The sequence below is a fragment of the Shewanella mangrovisoli genome, assembly GCF_019457635.1.
Lineage (GTDB): Bacteria > Pseudomonadota > Gammaproteobacteria > Enterobacterales > Shewanellaceae > Shewanella > Shewanella mangrovisoli.
This window is the reverse complement of the sequence record NZ_CP080412.1, coordinates 3,593,241-3,615,548: the sequence shown is the minus strand read 5'-3', so window position 1 is coordinate 3,615,548 and position 22,308 is coordinate 3,593,241. Positions and strand designations below refer to the sequence as shown.

Below are 22,308 nucleotides of genomic sequence, written 5' to 3'. Positions count from 1 at the left end.
CGCCAAAAACAGGATTGGCGCTTTGCCTCACCCTATGACTGTGCGATGATGGGCCAGTTTTATTTCTTGGGAGAACAAGCGCTGAATGAAATGGCTTTCGACAACTCTGCTATGTGCATCCATTGGTTTACTGTCTGGCTGCGCCACTTCTCCGCCTAAATCTCCCGATAACCTTTGCGATATTTTTCAAGAGCATCGTTCATGGTATGAAGCCGCTAAGGACACCCGTGATAAATGGGGCGTGCCTGTGCATGTGCCACTGGCGATGATGTATCAAGAAAGCTCCTTCAAGCATAATGCCGCACCGCCAATGGAGTACTTTTTAGGTTTTATTCCCATCGGTCGAGCCAGTGATGCCTATGGCTATGCACAGGCCAAAACCATGACCTGGGATGATTATGTTCGCGAGACGGGAAACAGTTGGTCTTCTCGCAGTAATTTTGATGATGCCATGGATTTTATGGGCTGGTTTATTTACAAGACTAATAAAATCAATGGCGTTTCCAAGTGGGATGCGAGGGCGCAATACCTCAATTATCACGAAGGCTGGGGAGGCTATCGCCGTGGGACTTATAAGTCTAAGGCGTGGCTGGTTAAAGTCGCGGCTAAGGTGGATGACAGGGCTAAGCGCTATGCGGCCCAGTATAAAACTTGTCAGGAGGATTTAGATTCTTCTTGGCTGTGGCGCTTATTCTTCGGCTAGTAATAGATTTATGCGTTCAGGAGCTTATGGTTGATAAGCTCCTAATGTCACTACTGCGCTAATTGGTTATTGGCAGCAATCGCTTCGAGTGCTTTTATCGCTTTCTTCTTACCGCGTTTTTGCTCATACATGGCTTGGTCTGCCAATTTAAATGATTTTGCCCAATCATTGTCGTATGCGGCTATCCCCACGCTGAAGTTAAGATTTAAGGATGACTCTTGGTGTAATTTGATGCGCATAGCATCCAAATCGCTTTCAAGCAGCTCTAACGGACCATGGCAGAGGGCGACAAACTCATCACCTCCGAAGCGCGAGATAATGCCTTTATGCTTCCAATAACTCAGTATGGTATTCGCTACTCGCTTAATGGCCATATCGCCAGCCTGATGCCCATGCTGATCATTAATGGTCTTGAGATTATCCATATCGATAATCACCAAAAAGCTGCCTAGATGAGCCTTAGGTTGCCAATGTTGCAGAGCATCTTCGAAGTTTTTACGGTTATAGAGTCCGGTTAAGTTATCGAAGTTGGCGAGTTTAGTGATTTGCAATGACTTCTGGTAAAGGGCAATCGCATTGCTGGCCTCATGGGTGAGAATAGAGACCAGATTGCGGTCGTAATCACTAAAGGCACCGACGCTGCTGCTATCAAGATTAAGCATGCCATAGAGTTTGCCATCGATGCGTATTGGGCTTGAGAGTGTAGAACGTATCGGTTGCTTAGCCGCGGTGAGCAAGATGTGCTGCTCTTCACCGGTGAGCGTACTGGCGGCATTGATGTTTTTCATATCATCCACTACCACCACGCGATCGCATTTTCCCTTAGTGAGTCGATATTCGAAGGACTGCTCGAGGGAAAAATTCAATTGCTTGAGCATGTTAAGGTCTAGCCCAACAACGGATTCGAAGTGTAGTTTATGGGTCTCTTCATTGACTTTGATGATGCTACCCATTTCGGCCCCGTTAATGATGCAAACGGCTTTATTCAGCAGTGCATCGAGAAACGCATGTTCATTTTTATACTGGCTCGATAGATGGGCAAGTTCATAAATGGCGTCATTAATGCTCACCACTTGCTCTAAGTGTTGCCATAGGCGGGTTAAACGACCCTGGTGAAGATAATAAATAAGGCTGTAGGCAATCACATAGATAAGACAGACAAACAGCAGCGGCAGAATAGTCCAGCCTTCGGTGGGAGCATTAAACACAAACAGTAAGACGAATAATACTATTGGCACTATCAGCAGCAATAGATGATAGCGATAGTCCAGGCGGTCTATGGTTTTACGTTTAAAATTATCCCTTAATTTCACTCGGCAGTTCCTTTGTTCGTGCTCCGGTTAGTCAGCTTTAATCACTACATCACTAACTCATTCACGCTGAGTATGGATAAGTATATAACGAAGATAAAAAAATGACTGATAAGGGAACAAATTTGCTCCCCTATCAGTGGTCTGCGGCTCGGTTAGGCTTTAGCGAACTCAGCTAAAATCCATGCGAGTGGCGCTTGGTATTGGCTTGGCATCCAAGTTTGCAGCGCGCTAATACTGTCTTTTAACACGGCAGTATTGGGCACAGAAAGGTTTAAGTGTCCGACTTTACGGCCAGGACGAACCTCTTTGTTGTACCAATACAGCTCGGCATTGGGCAGGCTTAGCCAGCGAGGATCGTTGTCGATACCAATCAAATTGACCATCACGCATTGAAAGTTCACCTGTGGCTGCGGAATCGCAATACCGCACAGGGCTCTTAAATGCAGTTGGAATTGATCCATATGGGTGCCCGCTTGGGTCCAATGGCCTGAGTTGTGCACCCGCGGTGCTAACTCGTTAACCAGCAACTTATCGCCAACACGGAAACACTCCATCGCCATCACGCCGACATATTCCAGCTCATGCATAAGGGCGCTCAGCATGCCTTCCGCTTGGGCTTGCAGGTGATTCAGGCGAGTCAGTGGCGAAATTGAGGCCATCAAAATGCCGTCTTGGTGCAGGTTGAGTGTTAATGGATAAAACACGCATTGACCTTCTCGGGTACGTACGCCGACTAAGGAGACTTCTTCATCGAAGTTGATTGCTTGTTCGGCAATGGCTAAGTTACGCCAATCCTGGGGGATCTCTCCCGCTTCGGCTTGTTTTAGCCAGTGTTGACCCTTACCGTCGTAACCACCTGTGCGGCGTTTCATCAGCACGCGCGGGCCAAAATCTTGATATAGATTTTCGACGTCGGTCTTATCATCGACGAGTGTCCAAGGCGCGGTTGGGACTTGGATCTGATCGAGTAAGCTTTTTTGGCTGTAACGATCGGCCAAACGGCTAAATACTGGGCCGTTAACAAAATGCGGATGGGTGCTGAGTTGTAAGCTTAAGGCGGATTCGGGCCACTGCTCGCGTTCGGCGGTGATGATATCCTGAGGCGTTAGCGGCAGGATTTCATCGGTTGGCGTCATGATATCAACGGCGCGAACATCGATAGCCAAAGGCTCGCCCGCGTGGGTCAGCATGGCGCCAAGCTGGCCATTACCTAATACCCAAACCTTAGGTTTTGCGCTTGCTTGAGTCATTAGGCTTCCCTCGGATCGGGATTGTCCAGCACTGCGCGGGTTTGTTCTTCTCTAAAGGCTTCTAAACGTGCGGCAAGTTCGGCATCGTTATTGGCTAAGATTTGGCAGGCGAGTAGACCGGCGTTAAAGGCTCCAGCGGTTCCGATGGCCAGTGTGCCAACGGCAATGCCTTTTGGCATCTGCACGATAGACAGTAAGCTATCCATGCCCGACAGCGCTTTACTTTGTACTGGTACACCTAATACGGGTAAGCGAGTTTTTGAGGCAATCATTCCGGGTAAATGAGCAGCGCCGCCCGCACCACCGATAATAATTTTAAAACCACGGTCAGCGGCTCCGGCTGCAAACTCCATCAGTTTATCTGGCGTTCTATGGGCAGATACGACTTCAACATGGTAAGGCACTTGCAGTTTATCCATGATCTCAGCGGCGGCTTCCATTGTGGGCCAATCACTCTTAGAACCCATAACAACAGCAACAAGGGCTTGCATGATAACTCCTTAACTCACTAATTTTAATTATATTTCGACCTTGTATCAGGTCTGGGTACAGTCGATGTCCGCAACCTCTGTCAGAGCCGGGAGCATCATGGCGCAGAATAATAGCATGTAAAGCCTGATTTCTGACGTTTTTGCGCGTAAAAATAGCGCTTTTAGCGTGGATAAAGTGTTCGCTGAATGGGCTTAAATCCCCTGAGACCATTAAAGGTTTCAGGGGACAGGTATAAGAAGGGTTAACTTGAGGGTGACTGAGTGACAGTAGTACTTGATTCGACAATCTGTTCTGGCACAGGCGCTTCTGCCAAGGCTTCGCGCAGGGTGGGATAAAACTTCAGTACGCCTTCAATCGGTTGCACTTTAGCTCTCGCTAGGGTGCGAATGGGTTGGAACTGCAAATCGGCAATGATCAGCTTAGTGTGGTTAAGTTTACATTTATCGATGAGCTTATTGAGTGCCGCAAGACCACCTGCATCGAGGATGGATACCCCATCTAAGTAAAGGACGATGACTTGTTTGTCTTGGGTGAGGCTCGCTATCTCGGCAAAAATTCGATCAGCCGCGGCAAAAAACAATGGGCCGTTAATTTTTATAACCGCCCAGTCAGCGGGGAGGGGTTGATCGACATAGCGCTTATTGGTGCTGATATCATAAAGCTTAGTCATCTCAGCAATTTCTTTCATAAACAGCAGGGCGGCTAAGATAATCCCCACACTGATGGCGATCACCATATCGAAGATCACCGTTAAGGAGAAACAACTTAAAAACACCAAAATATCGCTGGTGGGCGCCGTTTTCAGTAAATGCACCGCTTTGGGGGCTTCACTCATATTCCAAGCCACCACCAATAATAATGCGGCCATGGCTGACATGGGTAAATAGGCTAATACTCCCGCGAGCGCGACTAACCCAACCAAGACCACTATGGCGTGGATCATAGATGCTATCGGACTCTGGGCACCCGCCTTAACGTTTGCCGCACTGCGGGCGATGGCTGCCGTTGCTGGGATACCGCCAAAAAATGGGGTAATGATGTTACCTATCCCTTGGCCGAGAAGCTCACTGTTTGCGCTATGGCGTTTTCCTGTCATGCCATCGAGCACTACGGCACACAGCAGCGATTCAATCGCACCTAACATGGCAATCGCAAAGGCGGCAGGGAGTAAGGCTTGAAAGGTTGCTAGATTAAATTCAAAGGCTTGACCGTTTGCGCCCGTTTGTAACCAAGGCCATTCAAAGTGGGGGAGAACTGCGGGAATACCTGTGCCGACACTGCCATCGCTTAACTGATAATGAAAGCGTGTGCCTATGGTTTCAATATCGGCGCCCATGGCATTTAACACTAGGGCAAGAATACTACCTAAGGCGATTGCGGGCAGATGGGCTGGTACTGGGATCTTCAGTTTAGGCCAGAGTAGCATAGTGGCTAAGGTGGCCGCGGCGACTAATAAGCTCGGTAAGTGAAGGCTGGGCAATGCCTGACCTAAAGCCATGATTTTGGCAAAATATTGCTCCGGCATGTGCTCTATATGCAGGCCAAAAAAGTCTTTTAGCTGCAAGGTTGCAATCACTACCCCAATCCCTGCGGTAAAACCTAAGGTGACGGATTCTGGGATGTAGAGGATCAATCGACCGAGCCTTAACATCGCCATGGCGACTAACATCATGCCTGACATCACAGTGGCAATGAGCAGTCCCGCCAAACCAAATTGCTGGGCGATGGGATAGAGTAATACGACGAAGGCGGCCGTTGGCCCTGACACGCTATAACGGGAGCCACCCGTCATCGCTATGATAAAACCACCGACAATGGCGGTGTATAGGCCATATTGTGGGGCGACACCGCTGGCAATGGCCAGTGCCATCGCCAACGGAATGGCAATAATCCCGACGGTGAGCCCCGCCAGCAGATCTTGTCCAAAACGTTTAACCGAATACTTATCTTTTACACACGCCTCGCTAAGGGCGTGGGCAATTCTTAATGAAAACAAATGAGCAGAGTGTGACACGTGTGGGTCCATAAACGCGGCTTGTTACAAGGCTCTATTTTAGAGTCCAGAAAAATGTCCTTGTGTGATCATAGTTGCAAAAGGCGGTTAAATGTCTTTGTTTTTGATAAATACTGTGCTTGGTAAAGTGAATGTGACAATTTCTCTCTCCAAATAACCCTTTTGGACCGAGGCTGCGTTTATAGGGATATCCACCATTGAGAACACTTTGATTAGGTCACTATCATGAGATATCCATCTTCAGTCTTTCGCCATAAAGCGCATTTAAGTTTTGTTGTTTCGGGATTAACACTCGCTATTTTGCTTGGTTTGAGTAGTTGCAGTGATAAAGCCGCTGAGCAGCAAAAGCGAGTTGAATTAGCCGCTCAAGCAAAACTCGTCGCCGAGCAACAGGCGGCGCTTAAACAAAGTGCAGAGCTTGATGAAAGTGTAGATCTTAATGAAAGTGCCGAGCGTCAGGCCAATAGGCAAAGAGATGTCGCAATCGCGATGCATGAACAAGCTTCGTCAGCAAAATTGCGAACAATGAGCGCTGAGAGTCGAGCCTATATTGCGCAACCTACTGCCAGTATCAGTGCTGCGCCCGCGTTAAACGGCGATTGGCCGGGGGCTGTGCCACCCGAGCGCAATCGCTTCGAGAAGCAAGTGCAAAACGGCATCATGGTTGCGGGGAAAATCCCGGTCTCCACCTTTGCTATCGATGTCGATACTGGTAGTTACACGACCTTAAGGCGAATGTTAAAGGAAGGGCGGTTACCACAGAAGGACACGCTGCGGGTTGAGGAAATGCTGAATTATTTTTCCTATGACTATCCACTGCCGGGGAAAAATGACGCGCCCTTTAGTGTTACGACCGAGCTTGCACCATCGCCCTATAACGATGACATGATGTTACTTCGCATCGGTTTGAAGGGATATGAGCAGAGTAAGGCTGAACTGGGCGCCAGTAACTTAGTGTTTCTGCTGGATGTGTCAGGGTCGATGGCATCGCCCGATAAGTTACCTTTGCTGCAAACTGCCTTGAAAATGCTGACTCAGCAACTGGATGCTCAGGATAAGGTATCGATTGTCGTCTACGCCGGCGCCGCTGGTGTAGTGTTAGATGGTGCAGCTGGTAACGATACTCAAACCCTTAACTATGCGTTAGAGCAGCTTAGTGCCGGCGGTTCAACCAATGGGGCGCAGGGGATTCAGCTTGCCTATCAGTTAGCGCAGAAACACTTTGTTGAAGGCGGTATCAATCGAGTCATTCTCGCGACCGACGGTGACTTTAATGTCGGCACGACCAACCTCGATGAGTTAATCGATTTAGTTAGCATGCAGAAACAACAGGGCATAGGGCTCACGACACTCGGTTTTGGTATGGGCGACTACAATGACCATTTGATGGAGCAATTAGCCGATAAGGGCAATGGGCAATACGCCTATATCGACTCCCTCAATGAGGCGAGAAAAGTGCTGGTGGAACAGTTAAGTGCAACCTTACTCACGATAGCGAAAGAAGTGAAAGTGCAGGTCGAGTTTAATCCCGCCCTTGTGGCCGAGTATCGTCTGATTGGCTATGAGAACCGCGCCCTCGCACGTGAGGATTTTAATAACGATAAGGTGGATGCGGGCGAAATTGGCGCTGGGCATACGGTCACGGCGCTTTACGAGTTGCGTTATGTTGATGCGGGTAATTTGGCCAATGATAAGCTTCGCTATGGCTATAATCCCAAAACGGGCAATGAAAAATATAGCCGCGACGAAATCGCCTACCTTAAATTACGTTATCAGCTACCGGATGCGGCTCAAAGCCAGTTACTGAGTTATCCAATCCGTGCCGATCAAAAAGTGAAATCATTAGCGCAGGCGAGTGATGATTTTCGGTTTGCCGCTGCAGTGGCTGGTTTAGGACAGTTGCTGAATCAAAGCCACTATTTGCATCAATTTGATTATAATAAGCTTAGTGCGCTCACACGTTCTGCGCTGGGGGAAGATACCAGCGGTTACCGACATGAATTTATGCAACTTGTCGATACAGCTGCGGCACTCGCACAAACACAGCGAGCGCCAATCAAAAAATCCTTTGATGCCGGAGATAAACCTTTCCCGCCTGAGGACAAACCGCATCAGCAATGAACCAAATTATTATGTTTCAGTTAGTTAACCATTAGGGAGCTGCCATGGCCCTAGCGATACCGCAAATGCATGCCCATGAGCATACCGATGAACAGTTAATGCTGCGCTATGCCAAGGGCGATGGCAAAGCATTTGAGCAGCTTTATCTTAAACACAAAGGCGCCTTGTACCGTTACTTTGTGCGCCAACTCGGCGACAAACAGTTAGCCGAAGATTTATATCAAGAAACTTGGGGACGGGTGATCCGTGCCGCCGCCAACTATGAGCCGAGTGCAAAGTTTAATACTTGGCTCTATCGGATTGCCCATAATCTGTTGATTGACCATGTCAGGGCGGTTAAGCCCGTCGACTTAGTCAGCCACGATAATGAGGAAGGGCTAGATACCTTTGTGGGAGCTGAGCAGGAACAACCCGATGTGCATTGGCAGGAAACGCAAAAGAGTCTGTTGTTGAAAACCTGTATAGCCCTGTTACCCCAAGTGCAGAAAGAGGCCTTTATTCTCAATATCGAAATGGGCTTTACCGCCGCTGTGATCAGCGATATTGCCGGGGTGACACTCGAGGCAACCAAGAGCCGCATTCGCTATGCGTATCAAAGCTTAAAAGATTGTGTCAATGCTAAATGGCAGGAGGTTGGCCATGAGTAATTCCACTCTGTCATCGGAAGAAGAGGCACTACGTCAGGAAGTCTCGGCTTGGTATCACAAGCAGGCATTGGAAATGCCGCCAGAGAGGCTCGATCAAGATATTTTGCGCCTATCACAGGCCCGCCTAGCTGAAATGAATGTGAGCCAGCTTAAGCCTGTAGCTACGCCCGTGTGGCGCCGTTTTCCATGGGCGTTATCGAGTGCCGCCTCCTTAGTGCTTGTCGTTGGCTTAGTGATCCTTAACCGAGACCATTTTGAGGAGGAGTTAGTCGCGCCTGCCGCTTTGACTATGAGTGCCCCCATGCCCGCTCAAACTCAGTTAGATAACGCTACGCAAGAAGCCGAGATGGCGCATCAAGCCAAAGTGGAAGAGGCCGCCACACAAAATCGGCAAAGGGAAGTGATGAGGGCACTGGCTAAGATGTCTGCGCGGGAAAATCAGCAAGCTGAATCTCGTGCAGCACCACAAATTGCACGGGCACTGCCGCAGCCAGATCAAGCTGTAATACCTCGTGATGAGGCTTTGATGGAGTCTTTAACACGCTTACAAGCCTTGATTGAAGCTAAACAAACCCAGGAGGCATCTGCCTTAGCGCAAACGCTGCTAAAGCAATATCCTGAGTTGGCAAAAAGCGAAACAGAGCCTGTGTCGGTTGATGCTAAGATGATTGCCAAATTTAAAGAATTGCAACAACAGCTTAGTGAATTAAATCCATAATCATCAAGTTGCAGTGAGTTAGGGATAATTGTCCTAACTCACTGTCCATGCTCACTATTGTGACATAAAGATGTTTTGCCTATTAATATTGCCTTTTTTACAGACTCTCGTGTTAATTACTTGATCGTGGTCATAAAGTGAACAGGAATTCGCCTGTTATATTGGAGATCGATAGACGACTTGACTAGTATCAATAGTCAGAGCCCAATTTCAGGAGGCGATATGCTTAAAAGACTCATGCATGATCATAAACATATAGCAGTGTTGTTGAATGTCTTGAAAAACAAGCAGATGAAATTAGCTGAAGGTGAGGCGATTAATTTTATCGTGGTTCGGGACATAGTAGAGTATATGCAAGGATATGCTGAGCGTAGCCATCATCCTGTTGAAGACATTATCTATGCTTATTATTTGGCAAATAAGGCAAATGATGAAATCGATAAGCTTAGCGCCGAGCATCAAGTAGTAACCGCAGCCTCCTCGGCATTAATGAATACCTTGAATTTGATCCTGAGTGACATAGTAGTCGCGAGGGATAAATTGGTGGCTGATTTTGCCGAATATGTCGACCTGCAAGAAAAGCATATGCAAATGGAAGAGCGGGAAATCTTCCCCCTGCTGGCTAAAACCTTAACCGATAAGGATTGGCACCTTATTGAGCAGCAATGCCAAGCCTCGTTAATCGATGATCCGTTATTCCTCGACCGTGAGCAACAGGCCTTTGATGAGTTGCGTTCTTATCTCAGGACAGCTGAGTAGAGGTACGTAGAAACAGAAAAAGCGCCATTGGCGCTTTTTCTTTATATGCTGTTTATCAAACAATGGGTTACAACTGGATAGCGTCTATATCGTAATCAAAGTTGTTATCAATCTCTTGAAGTTCCTTGAGTAAACGATGTTTGTCCTTTAACGCTTCAATTTCTCGCCACTTACGCTTTTTATTGGAGCCTCGCGAGCGATCGGGTCTTTCTACGACTTCATCTAGCGCACAACCATAATCTAAACGATCCATGGTAACCTCCTGTTGTTGTATGTTTTGTCAGCGATTAAATAACATATTTTCAAAACAGGGTGCAAGAATTATGTTTCATTTGTGTTAACTTGAAATGAAGTTTGAATGATATGTCATTGATCTTCGCGAGAGCGCTAGAGGAAGTTGTGAGCGAATATTTTAGGTTTATTAATAAGATAAAATAAAAAAGCCAGCGATTGCTGGCTTTTTGTTCGATCAGATTTTACCCTGTCGATATAGGTTAATTAACCCATTGCTTGAGGCATCTAAGGCGGTGGCGTTTTGCTCGGCGCCGATGCGGGCGAGGACGTCATTACCTAAGCTTTTTCCGAGTTCAACACCCCATTGGTCGAAGGAGTTGATGTCCCAAATGGCGCCTTGGACAAAGGTTCTGTGCTCATAGAGCGCAATCAGTGCCCCTAAGGTTTCAGGAGTCAGCTTATCCATTAACAGCGTATTGCTTGGCTTATTGCCAGGCATGACTTTGTGCTTGGCGATAAGTAACTTCTCTTCATCACTTAAGCTGCTCTTGCTCAATTCGGTAAGCGCCTCATCCAAAGTGCGGCCTTGCATGAGTGCTTGGGTTTGTCCGAAGCAGTTAGAGGCTAACTGATCATGGTGCTCTCCGATAGGATTATGGCTTTGCAGCGGCATAATGAAATCGGCAGGGATTAATGCAGTACCTTGATGTAGCAGCTGGTGGTAAGCGTGCTGACCATTTGTGCCTTCGCCGCCCCAAATTACAGGACCCGTGCTGTAATCCACATGAGTACCGTTGAGCGTGACTGACTTACCATTACTTTCCATATCGAGTTGTTGGAAGTAAGCGGGAAGTCCACGTAGGTAATGATCGTAGGTCAATACCACATGGCTCTGGGCATTAAAGAAATTGCCATACCACAGCGAGAATAAGCCCATGATGACGGGCATATTTTCCGCTAGAGGCGCATTGGCAAAATGGGTATCCATTTGCTGCGCGCCCTTTAATAGGGAGCGGAAGTTATCCATGCCGATAAGTAAAGCGATGGGTAAGCCAATGGCGGACCAAAGTGAATAACGACCACCAACCCAATCCCACATCGGGAAGATATTGTCGGCATCGATACCAAAGTCAGTCGCTTTTGCCACGTTAGAGGTCACGGCAACAAAGTGCTTCGCCACATCAGACTGTGAACCACCTTTGGCTAAAAACCACGCCTTGGCCGTTAAGGTATTGGTCAGCGTCTCTTGTGTACCAAAAGACTTAGACGACATGATAAACAGGGTGGTTTCAGGATCGAGCAGCTTGAGTTTTTCACTGATCGAGGTGCCATCGACGTTGGCGACAAAATGGCAATTGAGACCTGTTATCCAGTAAGGGCGTAATGCTTGGGAAACTATCTTAGGGCCAAGGAACGAACCACCGATACCGATACTGACGATATCGGTAATGGCTTTGCCAGTGAAACCTTTCCATTGTCCTGAGGTAACTGAAGTGACAAATTGCTGCATCTTGTTCAGCGTTTGCTGTACTTCAGGAACGATATCTTGACCCTCGGCAATGATGGTTTGCTCGGCGGTGCTGCGCAGTGCGGTATGCAGCACGGCACGTTTTTCGGTGGTGTTAATAATATCACCAGCAAACATCGCCTTGATTTTAGCGTCAAGCTTTGCCTCTTGCGCCAGTGTCAGCAGCAAGTTGAGTGTCTCTGGTGTCGCTCTATTTTTTGAATAATCTAAAAATAAGCCACAGGTAGAAAGCGACATATTGCTAAAGCGTGCAGGATCGCCTGCAAAGAGTTCCCGCATATGCGGGATCTGCTGGCTATGCGCGGCTAACGCTTGCCAAGTTGTGCTTTGGGTCAAGATAGTCATCGAATCGTCTCCGAAGATACTTAGTTTGCCAGTTTTGCCTTGAGCATGACTTCGAGTTTGCCTTGGTCGATGGCGAAGTTGCGGATACCTTCTGCTAACTTGTCGACAGCCATAGGATCTTGGTTGAAGTCCCAGCGGAATTGCGCTTCGGTTAAAGGCTCACCCGCAGCAACTGTGGTGCTGGCAGGAAGCAGTTTAGGTTGAATAGCAACTTGAGAGTTTGCCAGCTCTTCGAGTAATGAAGGGCCAATAGTCAGGCGGTCACAACCCGCTAATTCGATGATTTCACCGATATTACGGAAACTTGCCCCCATGACGACTGTGTTATAGCCATGCTGTTTGTAGTAGTTGTAAATTTCAGTCACAGAAACGACACCAGGATCATTTACTGCGTCATAGTCTTTACCTGTGTCTTTTTTGTACCAGTCGAGGATGCGGCCAACGAATGGAGAAATTAAGTACACGCCAGCTTCAGCACAGGCACGCGCTTGAGCGAAGCTAAATAGTAGGGTTAAGTTACAGTTGATGCCTTCTTGCTCTAACTCTTTGGCGGCACAAATGCCTTCCCAAGTTGAGGCTAATTTGATCAGAATGCGAGATTTATCCACGCCAGCTTCTTGGTACAGACGTACTAGTTTGTGCGCTTTCGCAATGGATTTTTCTTTATCGAAGGACAAGCGGGCATCGACTTCAGTTGAAATACGGCCTGGAACCAGTTTCAGAATTTCCACGCCAATGTTCACGGCAAGCTTATCGCTGGCATCATCAATCTGTTGCTCAATATCAGCACTTTGTAATTTAGCCCATGCGATAGCATTGTCGATTAGAGCGCTATACTCGGGGATTTGAGCCGCTTTTAAGATGAGTGATGGGTTGGTCGTTGCGTCTTCTGGCTGATAGCGCTTGATCGCTTCAATATCGCCAGTATCGGCCACAATCGTAGTGTATGACTTGAGTTGCTCTAATGTATTTGCCATGAAAAACATCCTTCTCAGATAGCGGTCTAAACTCAGAAATGAACTGATGACTATTAGAAGCGATTTTGCCAACTTTTCCAACCATCAATGTAAAAAAATTACAAAAATGGTAAAACTATATCGTATTAGCGCGAAAAGCTGTGATTGCATTACAACGATTAGCTAAGCATCATCAGATTGCATAGTGTAGATGTTATAAAAATAAAAAGTCGCTGCAAGCAGCGACTTTTTTATTCTTAAGAGTGCAATTACTTCAGAACAGGTTGTTTTTCAGTAGTTGTCACGATAGCTTCGATGCGGCGGTTAGCTGCATGAGCTTCTTTAGAGTCACCAGCCACTAATGGCTTAGTGATACCGTAACCGTTAGAAGTTACACGGCTTTGGCTGATGCCATATTTTTCAACAAGGATCTTAGCAACAGCGTCAGCACGCTTGTCAGACAGAACCATGTTGTATTCTGGTTTACCTACGTTAGAAGCGTGACCAGCAATTTCAACAGTGAATTCTGGGTTCTTGTTCATGTAGTTAGCCAGTCTTTCGATGTCTTTGTAGTACTCTTTCTTCACTACTGCAGAATCGTTAGCAAACTGGATAGAACCTACATCTTCTTGCTTCTTAACGTTTTCGTAGATAGTACAGCCAACAGAGTCAACTTTGTGAGTTGCTGGAGTTGCTGGGCACTGATCTTTATCGTCGTAAACACCATCGTTGTCAGAATCAACTGGAGTTGCTGCAACAACGGCTGCAGCTACTGGAGCCGCTGGAGAACCGAAACGGTAGCTTAATTCTAAGCCCCAGTAGTTGCTGTCTGCATTTACTGGAACGATAGCGTTAGCGCCAGCGTTATCATCTAAGTTTTCATAGCGACGGTATTTAGCTTGTAACTTCAGGTTATCAGTGAAGTTATAGCCAACACCTGCACCGAAGTAAGGTGCGAAGTCGTTTTCGCTGTAAGAACTAGATACGCCACCAACGCGTTGGTTGTTTTCTAGGGTGTAGTACATTGCGCCAGCTTCAGCAGACAGGCTCCAACGGTTACCTAGTGGCCACACGCCCACTAAGCCAAGAGTTGCACCTTTTACATCTGCATCATTGCCAATGCCTGCATAGGTCCAATCAGCACTACCTAGATCACGATAGCCGATTTCTGCACCAAAGTAGTCATTAAACATATAGCCAGCGAAAATGTCCCATGCGTATGGGTTGTCATCGCCGTTATCAGTTGCAATGTGTTCATAGTTATTAACGCCTAAACCTGCACCAACATACCAAGGTGTTAGCTCTTGAGATGCACTGGCAGCAAGTGGAAGCATTGATGTAAGCAAAACTACTTTTAATGTATTCTTCATCATTTTCTCTAAGTCCATTGTTTATGATTCTCCACCAATATGCTTTGCAGGTTTTATGCAAAACATTGCTAGCACTTAGTGTGGGGATCCTTTGGTATTGTAGCCAGCGATTAATTATCACTGCATTTGTTAAATTTTTCCAGTGCTTACTCTGAAGTTTTTTTATCGAATAGAATATTATTACTTTTGATTGATGTTAAAAAGGCATCCCGAAGGATGCCTTTTAATTGTATCAAACTTGTTAATTAAGTTTTGAATTAACGAGTCCAAACCCAATTTTCAATTTCAACAGGGTCAACACCGTTTGCTTTAATATAGTTGCGATGATCAACCAGTCGTTGCAGCATATCGGTCGTGATTGAAACGTGCTTAGTTTCATCAATGACGCCTTGCTGGAATAGTTTGTAAGCCATATCAATAACAAGGTGATAGCGAGAAGTGCCATTGCGAACACCCATATCAAATGGTGTTGTTGTTGAACCTTCTTCCTCATAACCTTTAATTCTGAAACGGCGACTTCCTTTGTAGTCAAAAATTAACTTTTTGATCGTATTTGGATAACCGTGATAGTTAAATACTACCCCTTTATCTTGGGTAAATATTTCATCCATCATCCATGGTTTTTCTTTAAATTTACGGCTACCTAAGCCATCACTGCTTAATTCGGTCACGCTGACAAAACGAATTCTGACCCTTGGTAACAGTTCACGAATAATCACTAAAGAGGCCATACATTCTTGAGTGACATAATCACCACAACCTGCAAGCACGATATCTGGATTTTCATCTGAAGCAAAATCCCACACCATCACACCGTCTTTAGCTTGTTTACGTGCTTCTTCTAAGCTCAACCATTGTGGTAGTTCTTTTTTACCGGCTACTAGGATGTTTAGTTTGTCACGATCCGCAAAAGCGCGTTCGGTATAAACTAAGGTGCTGTTTGCATCAGCAGGTAAATAAGCAGAGATAATCTTTGGATGTTTTTCTAACATCGCACCAAGGAACGATGGGTTTTGATGCGAGTAACCGTTGTGATCCTGACGCTCTAATAGTGAAGAAAGTACTACGTTGCACGCCGGTAAAGGTTTACGGAAATGCACCCCTTGGCTGGCGTAAACATATTTACAGTATTGGTCGGCCATTGAAGATACGACCTGTGAGAAAGACTCATAGGTTGGGAACATGCCGTGGCGACCCGTTACTGTGTAGCCATGTAACATACCAAATAGCAAGTTCTCAGAGAGTAACTCGAGCACGCGGCCATCACGAGTCATATCCTCGTCCCAGTTTTCAATTGGCCATTGCCATGCGCGATCGGTTTCTTCAAATACCGCTTGCAGTTGGTTTGAATAGGTTTCATCTGGGCTAAAGATACGTAAGTTACGTTGGTCACGGTTCAGTTTGAATGCATCACGCATCCATTGACCCATTTTCAACATAGAGTAACCACGGTGTCCGCGTGGCACTTCTGGGCCATAGCTGAGCTTTTCGAGATCTGGATTGGATAACGCTCTAACGACTTCACCACCATAAGTGAGATGTTGGCGACCACAAGCTAAATGCTTAGGTGGGATCAAGGAGCTAATATCCGCATCAAAAATCAGTTCACCCTGGCCATTGATTTGGTAAAGCTCTTGGAACTGATAGCTAGCCAACCAGTTATCCAGTGCGCTGAGGTGGCCTTTATCCGTCGCACATTTGTTGACGATAACTTGGTGCGATTCGCAGTTACCTTCTAATTTTGTACCATTATACTCGCTTACACCTGTCCAGCCTTTGGCGGTGCGCATTAAGATCACTGGCCAGCGAGGTTTGACAATATCTTCACCCTTGCGTGCGCGGGTTTGGATATCATTGATCATGCTATAAGCTGTATCCATCGCGGTTGTCATTTGGACGTAGATATCTTCTTCCGCTTCGCTGTCGACAATAATGGGGTGATAACCAAGACCACGGAATTCAAGATCTAGCTCTTCATGGCTCATGCGTCCCATACGGGTTGGGCCTGAAATTTTATAGCCGTTGATATGTACTATAGGTAACACTGCACCGTTGGTGGCAGGGGAGACTAAACGGTTTGCATACCAAGAGGCTGCTAGAGGACCGGTTTCTGATTCACCGTCACCCACTAACACGGTTGCGATAAGATCAGGATTGTCTAATACCGCGCCCCAACCTACAGCTAACGAGTAACCTAATTCTCCCCCTTCGAGGATTTGACCGGGTGCTTCAGGGTTTGCGTGGGAAGGGTAACCATAGGCTGCCGAAAACTTCTTACAGATATCTTCGATACCGGTTTCATTATAAGGAATGGTTTCTGGATAAAAGTGGCTGAGTGAGCCTTCGATGAATAGGTTAGCTTGTACTGCTGGGAAACCATGGCCTGGGCCGACTAAGTAAATGAAAGGACGATTATGTTTTACAATGAGTCGGTTGACGTTGGCATAAACGAAGTTAATCCCCGGACAAGTCCCCCAGTGCCCTAACAGGCGAGGTTTAATGTCCGAATGCGCAAGTGGGCGCTTATGTAATACGTTTTGCTTTAGGTAAATCTGAGAGGTGGCGAGGAAGTTAGTGGCTCTTACATATTTTTTAAGAGCATTTATCTCATGTGTAGTCGTCATATTAAGCCTCACTAGAGCAGACGGAATTGAACTGTGTTGTGTTGGGATTACTATATTTGTAATTTTCTTACAAAAATGTGCCCTGCATCCAAATTTTAAAACTTGTGTTCGTCGTTAACGCATGTGGATTAAGTTTGTTAAATTGTTAATTTAATATTAACAGTGACTTATCTAAGCTTTACGAGTGTGAGGTTGTAGCTATTTAACGATGCAAACCTAGGCTTGATCACATGAGTAATTTCGAATACTGTGCTATTTTGCTGCGTTGAATTCGGTAGCCGTGATGTTGTAAATTCACGGAAGGATAATTTGAAAGAATAAATCTACCGATATTCTTACCTTTATTTGGAAGGATTCATTCACCACAAATGTTGCACCTCGCTAAGTATAGGTGGAGGCGGGCATTTGCTACGGGAAGAAGTAAAATAATATGTTAGAAACGATTGTAAACTTTTTGAACGCACTGCTCTGGGGCAAATTGCTCGTTTACGGATTGGTGGGTGCGGGGCTTTATTTCACCTTACGACTTGTATTTATTCAACTTACACACTTCAAGCACTCTCTAAAAGTTATGACCATGAGCCGCCAAGGCTGTGAAAGTGGTCTGTCTTCATTCCAAGTCTTTTGTACCAGTATGGCCGCTCGGGTTGGTGCTGGAAACATGGCCGGTGTAGCTGTGGCGATTGGTGCAGCTGGACCTGGCGCTGTGTTCTGGATGTGGTTAATCGCCATGTTGGGTATGGCGACGGCTATGGTGGAGTCGACTCTTGCACAAGTATATAAGGTTCGAGACACCAACGGTCAGTTCCGCGGCGGTCCTTCTTATTATATGGAGAAGGGACTTGGTCAGAGATGGATGGGGGTATTGTTCGCTTTCTTCCTGATCATCGCCTTTGGTTTGGTGTTTAACGCGGTGCAAGCCAATACCATTACAGGCGCAATGGAGCGGGTGTTTGGCTTCAACCCGACCTATGTGGGTATCGGCTTAGTGTTAGCCAGTGGTTTTGTGATTGTCGGCGGCTTACGTAAAGTTGCGCGAGTGTCAGAGTTTATCGTGCCTATCATGGCACTGGCTTATATTCTGATCGCCTTTATTATCGTGCTGTTCAATTTAGATCAACTGCCAGCCATCATCAGCTTGATTGTAAAGAGTGCGTTTGGTTGGCAAGAGGCCGCCGCAGGTGGTGTTGCTTATACGGTCGCTCAGGCTATGCAAGCCGGTATTGCCCGTGGTTTGTTCTCAAACGAGGCAGGGATGGGCAGCGCGGCAAACGTGGCGGCGAGTGCTTCACCTAATCCTAATCATCCTGCATCCCAAGGTTTTGTGCAGATGATGGGAGTGTTTGTCGATACCATCGTTATCTGTACAGCAACAGCGGCAATTATTTTGCTTTCAGGCGATATCGGTTCTAGCGAAGATGGCATTCGTCTCACCATCAACGCGATGTCAAATCATGTAGGTGATTGGGGCGGCGCCTTTATTGCTATAGCCATTTTCCTATTCTGCTTTACCTCTATCATTGCTAACTATTCTTATGCCGAAACGAATGTGATGTTTTTAACGGGTAACAGCACTAAGGCGTTACCGCTATTCCGCCTGTGCGTATTAGGCATGGTGATGTTTGGTGCTGTGGCCAAAATCAGCTTAGTGTGGAACTTAGCGGATGTGTCTATGGGACTGATGGCCACGGTCAATATCATTGCATTGCTGCTGTTATCTGGTTTGGCGATACGGGTTATCAACGATTACTGTGAGCAATTGAAGAGTGGCAAAATGCCTGAGTTCGATCGCAGTAAGTTCCCCGAATTGATGGAACAACTCGATGATGGTATTTGGCAGGATAATAGTGCCAAGGAGTTGACTAAAAACCGTCCTGAATCAGCGGTCAGTCGATAAACTCAAGTTCACTGATTAGCGCTATCGGAAAAACCACGTCATCCGTACGTGGTTTTTTTATGCTTGTTCAGTATCATAGTGGCGTATTTTATTTGTTGGAGCGTGTTAATGTTGATTTTGGTTTCACCGGCGAAAACCCTAGATTTTGAGCAACCTCCCTTGACTCAAACCCACACTCGGCCCGATTTTTTAGCTCATAGCCAAGAGCTCATTCAAGTCTGCCAACGGTTAACCCCCAGTGACATTGCAACATTAATGAAGGTGAGCGATAACATCGCAGGCTTAAATGCCGCGCGTTTTGGGGAGTGGAAACCCGATTACAGGATTGATAATGCTAAGCAGGCGATTTTTGCTTTTAGAGGCGATGTTTACACGGGTTTTGATGCAGATACGCTGACACCCGAACAGCTTGAACGCAGCCAGTCACAGTTGCGTATTTTATCTGGGCTCTATGGTTTACTGCGCCCCTTGGATTTGATTTTACCTTACCGCTTAGAAATGGGGACTGCGCTTGCCAATCCTAAAGGTAAGAATCTCTACGATTTTTGGGGTAATACTCTCACCGAAGCGGTCAATAATGCGGTCGCTGCGCAGGGGGATGACATCATTATCAATCTTGCATCCAATGAATATTTCAAGGCGATAAAACCAAAACAATTAGCAGGTCAATTAATCACTCCTGTCTTTAAAGATTTTAAAAATGGCCAATATAAAGTCATCAGTTTTTTTGCTAAAAAGGCAAGGGGAATGATGGCAAGATATATCATTGACCAGCAAGTGAGTTCGATTGAGGAATTAAAAGCGTTTGATGTGGCAGGTTATTACTACAGTGAAGAGTTGAGTAAACCGAATGAGCCAACATTCTTGCGTGAAGCGCAGTAACTTATAATGCGTAAATAAAAAGAGCAGCCTAGGCTGCTCTTTTTATTTACGAAGGATGTGCTGGCAGAAGATTATTTCGACTCAGTACTAATCGGTGTTAATACTAGATTTGAGTTCGCCATGATATAGGCAAATTGTGCATATGCCGCCACATTTTGTGCGAGCGCCTTAGGATCGATTTTATCCAAGGTGTCGTTAGGTGTATGGTGATAATCGAAGTAATCGTGGCCATCCTGTCTTAATGACGCAACTGGTACGCCTAATGCGGGCAACATGGAGACATCAGGGCCGCCAGAGGCCTGATTATTACCAAGGGCGACACCGTTATATGTCATTGGTTTTATGCTCTCTTGGACTTGTGCAAAAACGCTATCATTTACCTTAGTATCGATTTGATAAATCGGGCCCGCACCAAAATCCGATTCGGCAGCAATATAATGCAGAGGTAGCTCGGCTTTATGTGCTTCAGCATAAGCTTTGCCTCCCACTAAGCCAATTTCTTCGGCAGCGTAAAGTACCACTCGTACAGTACGCGCGGGCTTTTGGGGAAGATCTTGAATATGTTTCGCCGCGGCAGTCACAATCGCAACGCCAGCGCCATCATCAATCGCACCCGTCCCTTCATCCCAAGAATCTAAATGGGCGCCAATCAGCACGATTTCATTGGGTTTACTACTGCCAGTGACTTCTGCAATCACATTATAAGAGGTATTCGTACCTAAATCCTTCGGTGACATATGCAGCTCGAGCACCGCATTCGGATCGCGTTTTAACATGGCATCGATTAAATCGGCATCGGGATTTGACATCGCTGCCGCAGGGATTTTAGCGACTCCATCTTGATAACGCATTACGCCGGTGTGCGCCATGCGGTCATGGTCGGTGCCAATGGAGCGAATGACGATTGCAACGGCTCCCTTTTGCGCCGCAGCGACTGCGCCTTTTGAGCGGCCGCCGACACTTTTGCCATAACCTTCACCCGTGATGTGACGTTCAGTTTTTTGATCGATAAAGGCAATCTTGCCTTTTACATCTTCAGGATTTGCCGCTTGTAGTGCCGCAAGGCTATCAAAACGTGCAATTTTAGCCTTAATGCCTTCTACTGGTGTTGCAACACTACCACCGAGGGCTGTGATCACTAAGGGCTGTTCTACCGGCGAGATAATCTTGGCTTTGGCTTCGCCACGCTCCCAAATAGGAACCTGTACTGGCTCTTTATAAACCTTATCAAACCCGAGACTGGTTAACTTATTCATTGCCCAGTTCACGGCAATAATGTCTTTTGGACTACCTGCAAGGCGTGGTCCAACTTCAACCGTAAGGGATTCGACGATGTCATACCCTAAGGATGAAGCTAATGCGGTTTGCTGTAATTGAGCGGGAATATCGTTTTTTACGGGTGTTTCTACGTGGGTTTGACAAGCGCTCAAACCGCCAATAAATAGACCAGTTATCAATGTTGTTTGGTAGGATTTCATAGGTTTCCTTTATTTTTATTAAGCATGTCCCATTTTTGAAAACAATCTAGCAAAAAGTGTGCTTTATGTCCCGACTATATCTGTAAGGCAACGCTATATTAGCGCAGGGGTTAGTTTTAGGAGAAAAAGTGCGTAATGAATATTGAATTGATGCAGGAGCGAGCCGATCATGCCGTAGTGCTATTAAAAGCACTCGCAAACGAACGCCGTTTATTTATCCTTTGTTATTTATTGAACGAAGGTGAAATGTGCGTTGGCGAAATGAATAAAAAATTAGGCTTAAGTCAATCGGCACTATCACAACACCTTGCTTGGTTACGCAAAGATAATTTAGTAACCACACGCAAAGAAGCGCAAACCGTATTTTATTCGCTTAAGAGTGATGAAGTGCGTGAGATGATCCATTTACTTAACAATATTTATTGTCATTAATGGTAATCATCAGATATAAAAAAACCGGCAATTGCCGGTTTTTTTTATTCACTAAGAAAATTAAGCAGCCAGTGCTTTGATCTTAGCGTTCAAACGAGCCTTATGACGGGCAGCTTTATTCTTGTGAATAAGGCCTTTAGTCGCCATACGGTCAACGATTGGTTGTGCAGCAGCGAAAGCTTCAGTTGCTGTTTTGTGATCGCCAGCTTTGATAGCAGCGATTACTTTTTTAACGTATGTACGTAACATTGAGCGACGGCTGGCGTTGTGCTGACGACGCTTTTCAGATTGAAGCGCGCGCTTCTTTGCAGACTTGCTATTAGCCAAGGTGCAACTCCTAAAAACTGGATTTGATACTTTTAAAGGCCGAGGAATATGCCTGCATTTAGTCACTTTGTCAATGACTATGATTGAATAATCATCATAAAGATAAATTAATTCAACCCGCCTTGGCTATCTTCAACCCAACTCGTGTAATATGTGGCGCAATTCTAACAGCTATTGCCGCAGTGTGACAGAGCCTGAGTCGATTTTTTGAGATGAAT

At 46.2% G+C, this 22,308-nt stretch carries 19 protein-coding genes; 8 read left to right on the top strand and 11 right to left on the bottom strand.

The annotated features are described in order from the left end of the window. Positions 1–85 precede the first annotated feature (85 nt). Positions 86–703, top strand: a complete 618-nt coding sequence (locus K0H60_RS15805; RefSeq protein ID WP_086903831.1) for a transglycosylase SLT domain-containing protein — start codon at positions 86–88, stop codon at positions 701–703. Between the two features lie 50 nt (positions 704–753). Here the strand turns inward: K0H60_RS15805 and K0H60_RS15800 are convergent, their stop codons facing one another. The 4 genes from K0H60_RS15800 to dauA form a co-directional block, all read right to left on the bottom strand. Next, entirely contained in the window at positions 754–2,016 is a 1,263-nt protein-coding gene (locus K0H60_RS15800; RefSeq protein WP_220056312.1) for a sensor domain-containing diguanylate cyclase, read from the bottom strand. 152 nt (positions 2,017–2,168) lie between these two features. Continuing rightward, positions 2,169–3,266, bottom strand: coding sequence for a 5-(carboxyamino)imidazole ribonucleotide synthase (gene purK, locus K0H60_RS15795; protein WP_220056311.1), 1,098 nt, complete (start codon positions 3,264–3,266; stop codon positions 2,169–2,171). Further along, positions 3,266–3,757 carry a 5-(carboxyamino)imidazole ribonucleotide mutase gene (purE, locus tag K0H60_RS15790; protein WP_011626975.1) on the bottom strand — a complete coding sequence of 164 codons (492 nt, stop codon included), beginning with the start codon at positions 3,755–3,757 and terminating at the stop codon, positions 3,266–3,268. The genes purK and purE overlap by 1 nt, the downstream gene beginning before the upstream one ends. A 242-nt stretch (positions 3,758–3,999) precedes the next feature. Continuing rightward, on the bottom strand, positions 4,000–5,772 hold the full coding sequence (gene dauA, locus K0H60_RS15785) for a C4-dicarboxylic acid transporter DauA (RefSeq protein WP_220056310.1): 1,773 nt from the start codon (positions 5,770–5,772) through the stop codon (positions 4,000–4,002). A 225-nt stretch (positions 5,773–5,997) separates the two neighbouring features. Here dauA and K0H60_RS15780 point away from each other — a divergent pair, with 225 nt between their 5' ends. From K0H60_RS15780 to K0H60_RS15765, 4 genes are all read left to right on the top strand, one after another. Further along, positions 5,998–7,893, top strand: coding sequence for a vWA domain-containing protein (locus tag K0H60_RS15780; protein WP_220056309.1), 1,896 nt, complete (start codon positions 5,998–6,000; stop codon positions 7,891–7,893). A 44-nt stretch (positions 7,894–7,937) separates the two neighbouring features. Next, positions 7,938–8,540 (top strand): sigma-70 family RNA polymerase sigma factor, encoded by a 603-nt coding sequence (locus K0H60_RS15775; RefSeq protein WP_086903836.1) that lies wholly within the window; start codon positions 7,938–7,940, stop codon positions 8,538–8,540. After that, on the top strand, positions 8,533–9,258 hold the full coding sequence (locus K0H60_RS15770) for a hypothetical protein (RefSeq protein WP_220056308.1): 726 nt from the start codon (positions 8,533–8,535) through the stop codon (positions 9,256–9,258). Before K0H60_RS15775 ends, K0H60_RS15770 begins: the two co-directional genes overlap by 8 nt. A 222-nt stretch (positions 9,259–9,480) precedes the next feature. Beyond that, positions 9,481–10,017 (top strand): hemerythrin domain-containing protein, encoded by a 537-nt coding sequence (locus K0H60_RS15765; RefSeq protein WP_011717974.1) that lies wholly within the window; start codon positions 9,481–9,483, stop codon positions 10,015–10,017. Positions 10,018–10,084: 67 nt separating this feature from the next. Here the strand turns inward: K0H60_RS15765 and K0H60_RS15760 are convergent, their stop codons facing one another. The 5 genes from K0H60_RS15760 to K0H60_RS15740 all read right to left on the bottom strand — a co-directional run bounded on the left by K0H60_RS15760 (position 10,085) and on the right by K0H60_RS15740 (position 17,074). Then, complete coding sequence (locus tag K0H60_RS15760) at positions 10,085–10,270, bottom strand: DUF3545 family protein (protein WP_007650190.1); 186 nt, start codon at positions 10,268–10,270, stop codon at positions 10,085–10,087. Between the two features lie 216 nt (positions 10,271–10,486). Continuing rightward, positions 10,487–12,124 carry a glucose-6-phosphate isomerase gene (gene pgi, locus K0H60_RS15755; protein ID WP_220056307.1) on the bottom strand — a complete coding sequence of 546 codons (1,638 nt, stop codon included), beginning with the start codon at positions 12,122–12,124 and terminating at the stop codon, positions 10,487–10,489. A 20-nt stretch (positions 12,125–12,144) separates the two neighbouring features. Continuing rightward, positions 12,145–13,101 (bottom strand): transaldolase, encoded by a 957-nt coding sequence (gene tal, locus K0H60_RS15750; protein WP_039978392.1) that lies wholly within the window; start codon positions 13,099–13,101, stop codon positions 12,145–12,147. A 248-nt stretch (positions 13,102–13,349) separates the two neighbouring features. Then, positions 13,350–14,468, bottom strand: coding sequence for an OmpA family protein (locus tag K0H60_RS15745; RefSeq protein WP_220056306.1), 1,119 nt, complete (start codon positions 14,466–14,468; stop codon positions 13,350–13,352). Positions 14,469–14,707: 239 nt separating this feature from the next. Further along, the gene (locus K0H60_RS15740; RefSeq protein WP_220056305.1) at positions 14,708–17,074 is read right to left on the bottom strand and encodes a phosphoketolase family protein; all 2,367 of its coding nucleotides are present in this window, start codon (positions 17,072–17,074) and stop codon (positions 14,708–14,710) included. A 430-nt stretch (positions 17,075–17,504) separates the two neighbouring features. Here K0H60_RS15740 and K0H60_RS15735 point away from each other — a divergent pair, with 430 nt between their 5' ends. After that, positions 17,505–18,971 carry an alanine/glycine:cation symporter family protein gene (locus K0H60_RS15735; protein ID WP_220056304.1) on the top strand — a complete coding sequence of 489 codons (1,467 nt, stop codon included), beginning with the start codon at positions 17,505–17,507 and terminating at the stop codon, positions 18,969–18,971. A 108-nt stretch (positions 18,972–19,079) separates the two neighbouring features. Next, on the top strand, positions 19,080–19,853 hold the full coding sequence (gene yaaA / locus K0H60_RS15730; RefSeq protein ID WP_220056303.1) for a peroxide stress protein YaaA: 774 nt from the start codon (positions 19,080–19,082) through the stop codon (positions 19,851–19,853). A gap of 71 nt (positions 19,854–19,924) precedes the next feature. Here yaaA and K0H60_RS15725 read toward each other — a convergent pair whose 3' ends face one another. Continuing rightward, complete coding sequence (locus K0H60_RS15725; protein ID WP_220056302.1) at positions 19,925–21,331, bottom strand: M28 family metallopeptidase; 1,407 nt, start codon at positions 21,329–21,331, stop codon at positions 19,925–19,927. A 135-nt stretch (positions 21,332–21,466) separates the two neighbouring features. Between K0H60_RS15725 and K0H60_RS15720 the strand changes: the two genes are divergently transcribed. Then, the gene (locus K0H60_RS15720) at positions 21,467–21,763 is read left to right on the top strand and encodes an ArsR/SmtB family transcription factor (protein ID WP_006084975.1); all 297 of its coding nucleotides are present in this window, start codon (positions 21,467–21,469) and stop codon (positions 21,761–21,763) included. Positions 21,764–21,823: 60 nt separating this feature from the next. Here K0H60_RS15720 and rpsT read toward each other — a convergent pair whose 3' ends face one another. Next, positions 21,824–22,090 carry a 30S ribosomal protein S20 gene (gene rpsT / locus K0H60_RS15715; RefSeq protein WP_011623708.1) on the bottom strand — a complete coding sequence of 89 codons (267 nt, stop codon included), beginning with the start codon at positions 22,088–22,090 and terminating at the stop codon, positions 21,824–21,826. Positions 22,091–22,308 lie beyond the last annotated feature (218 nt).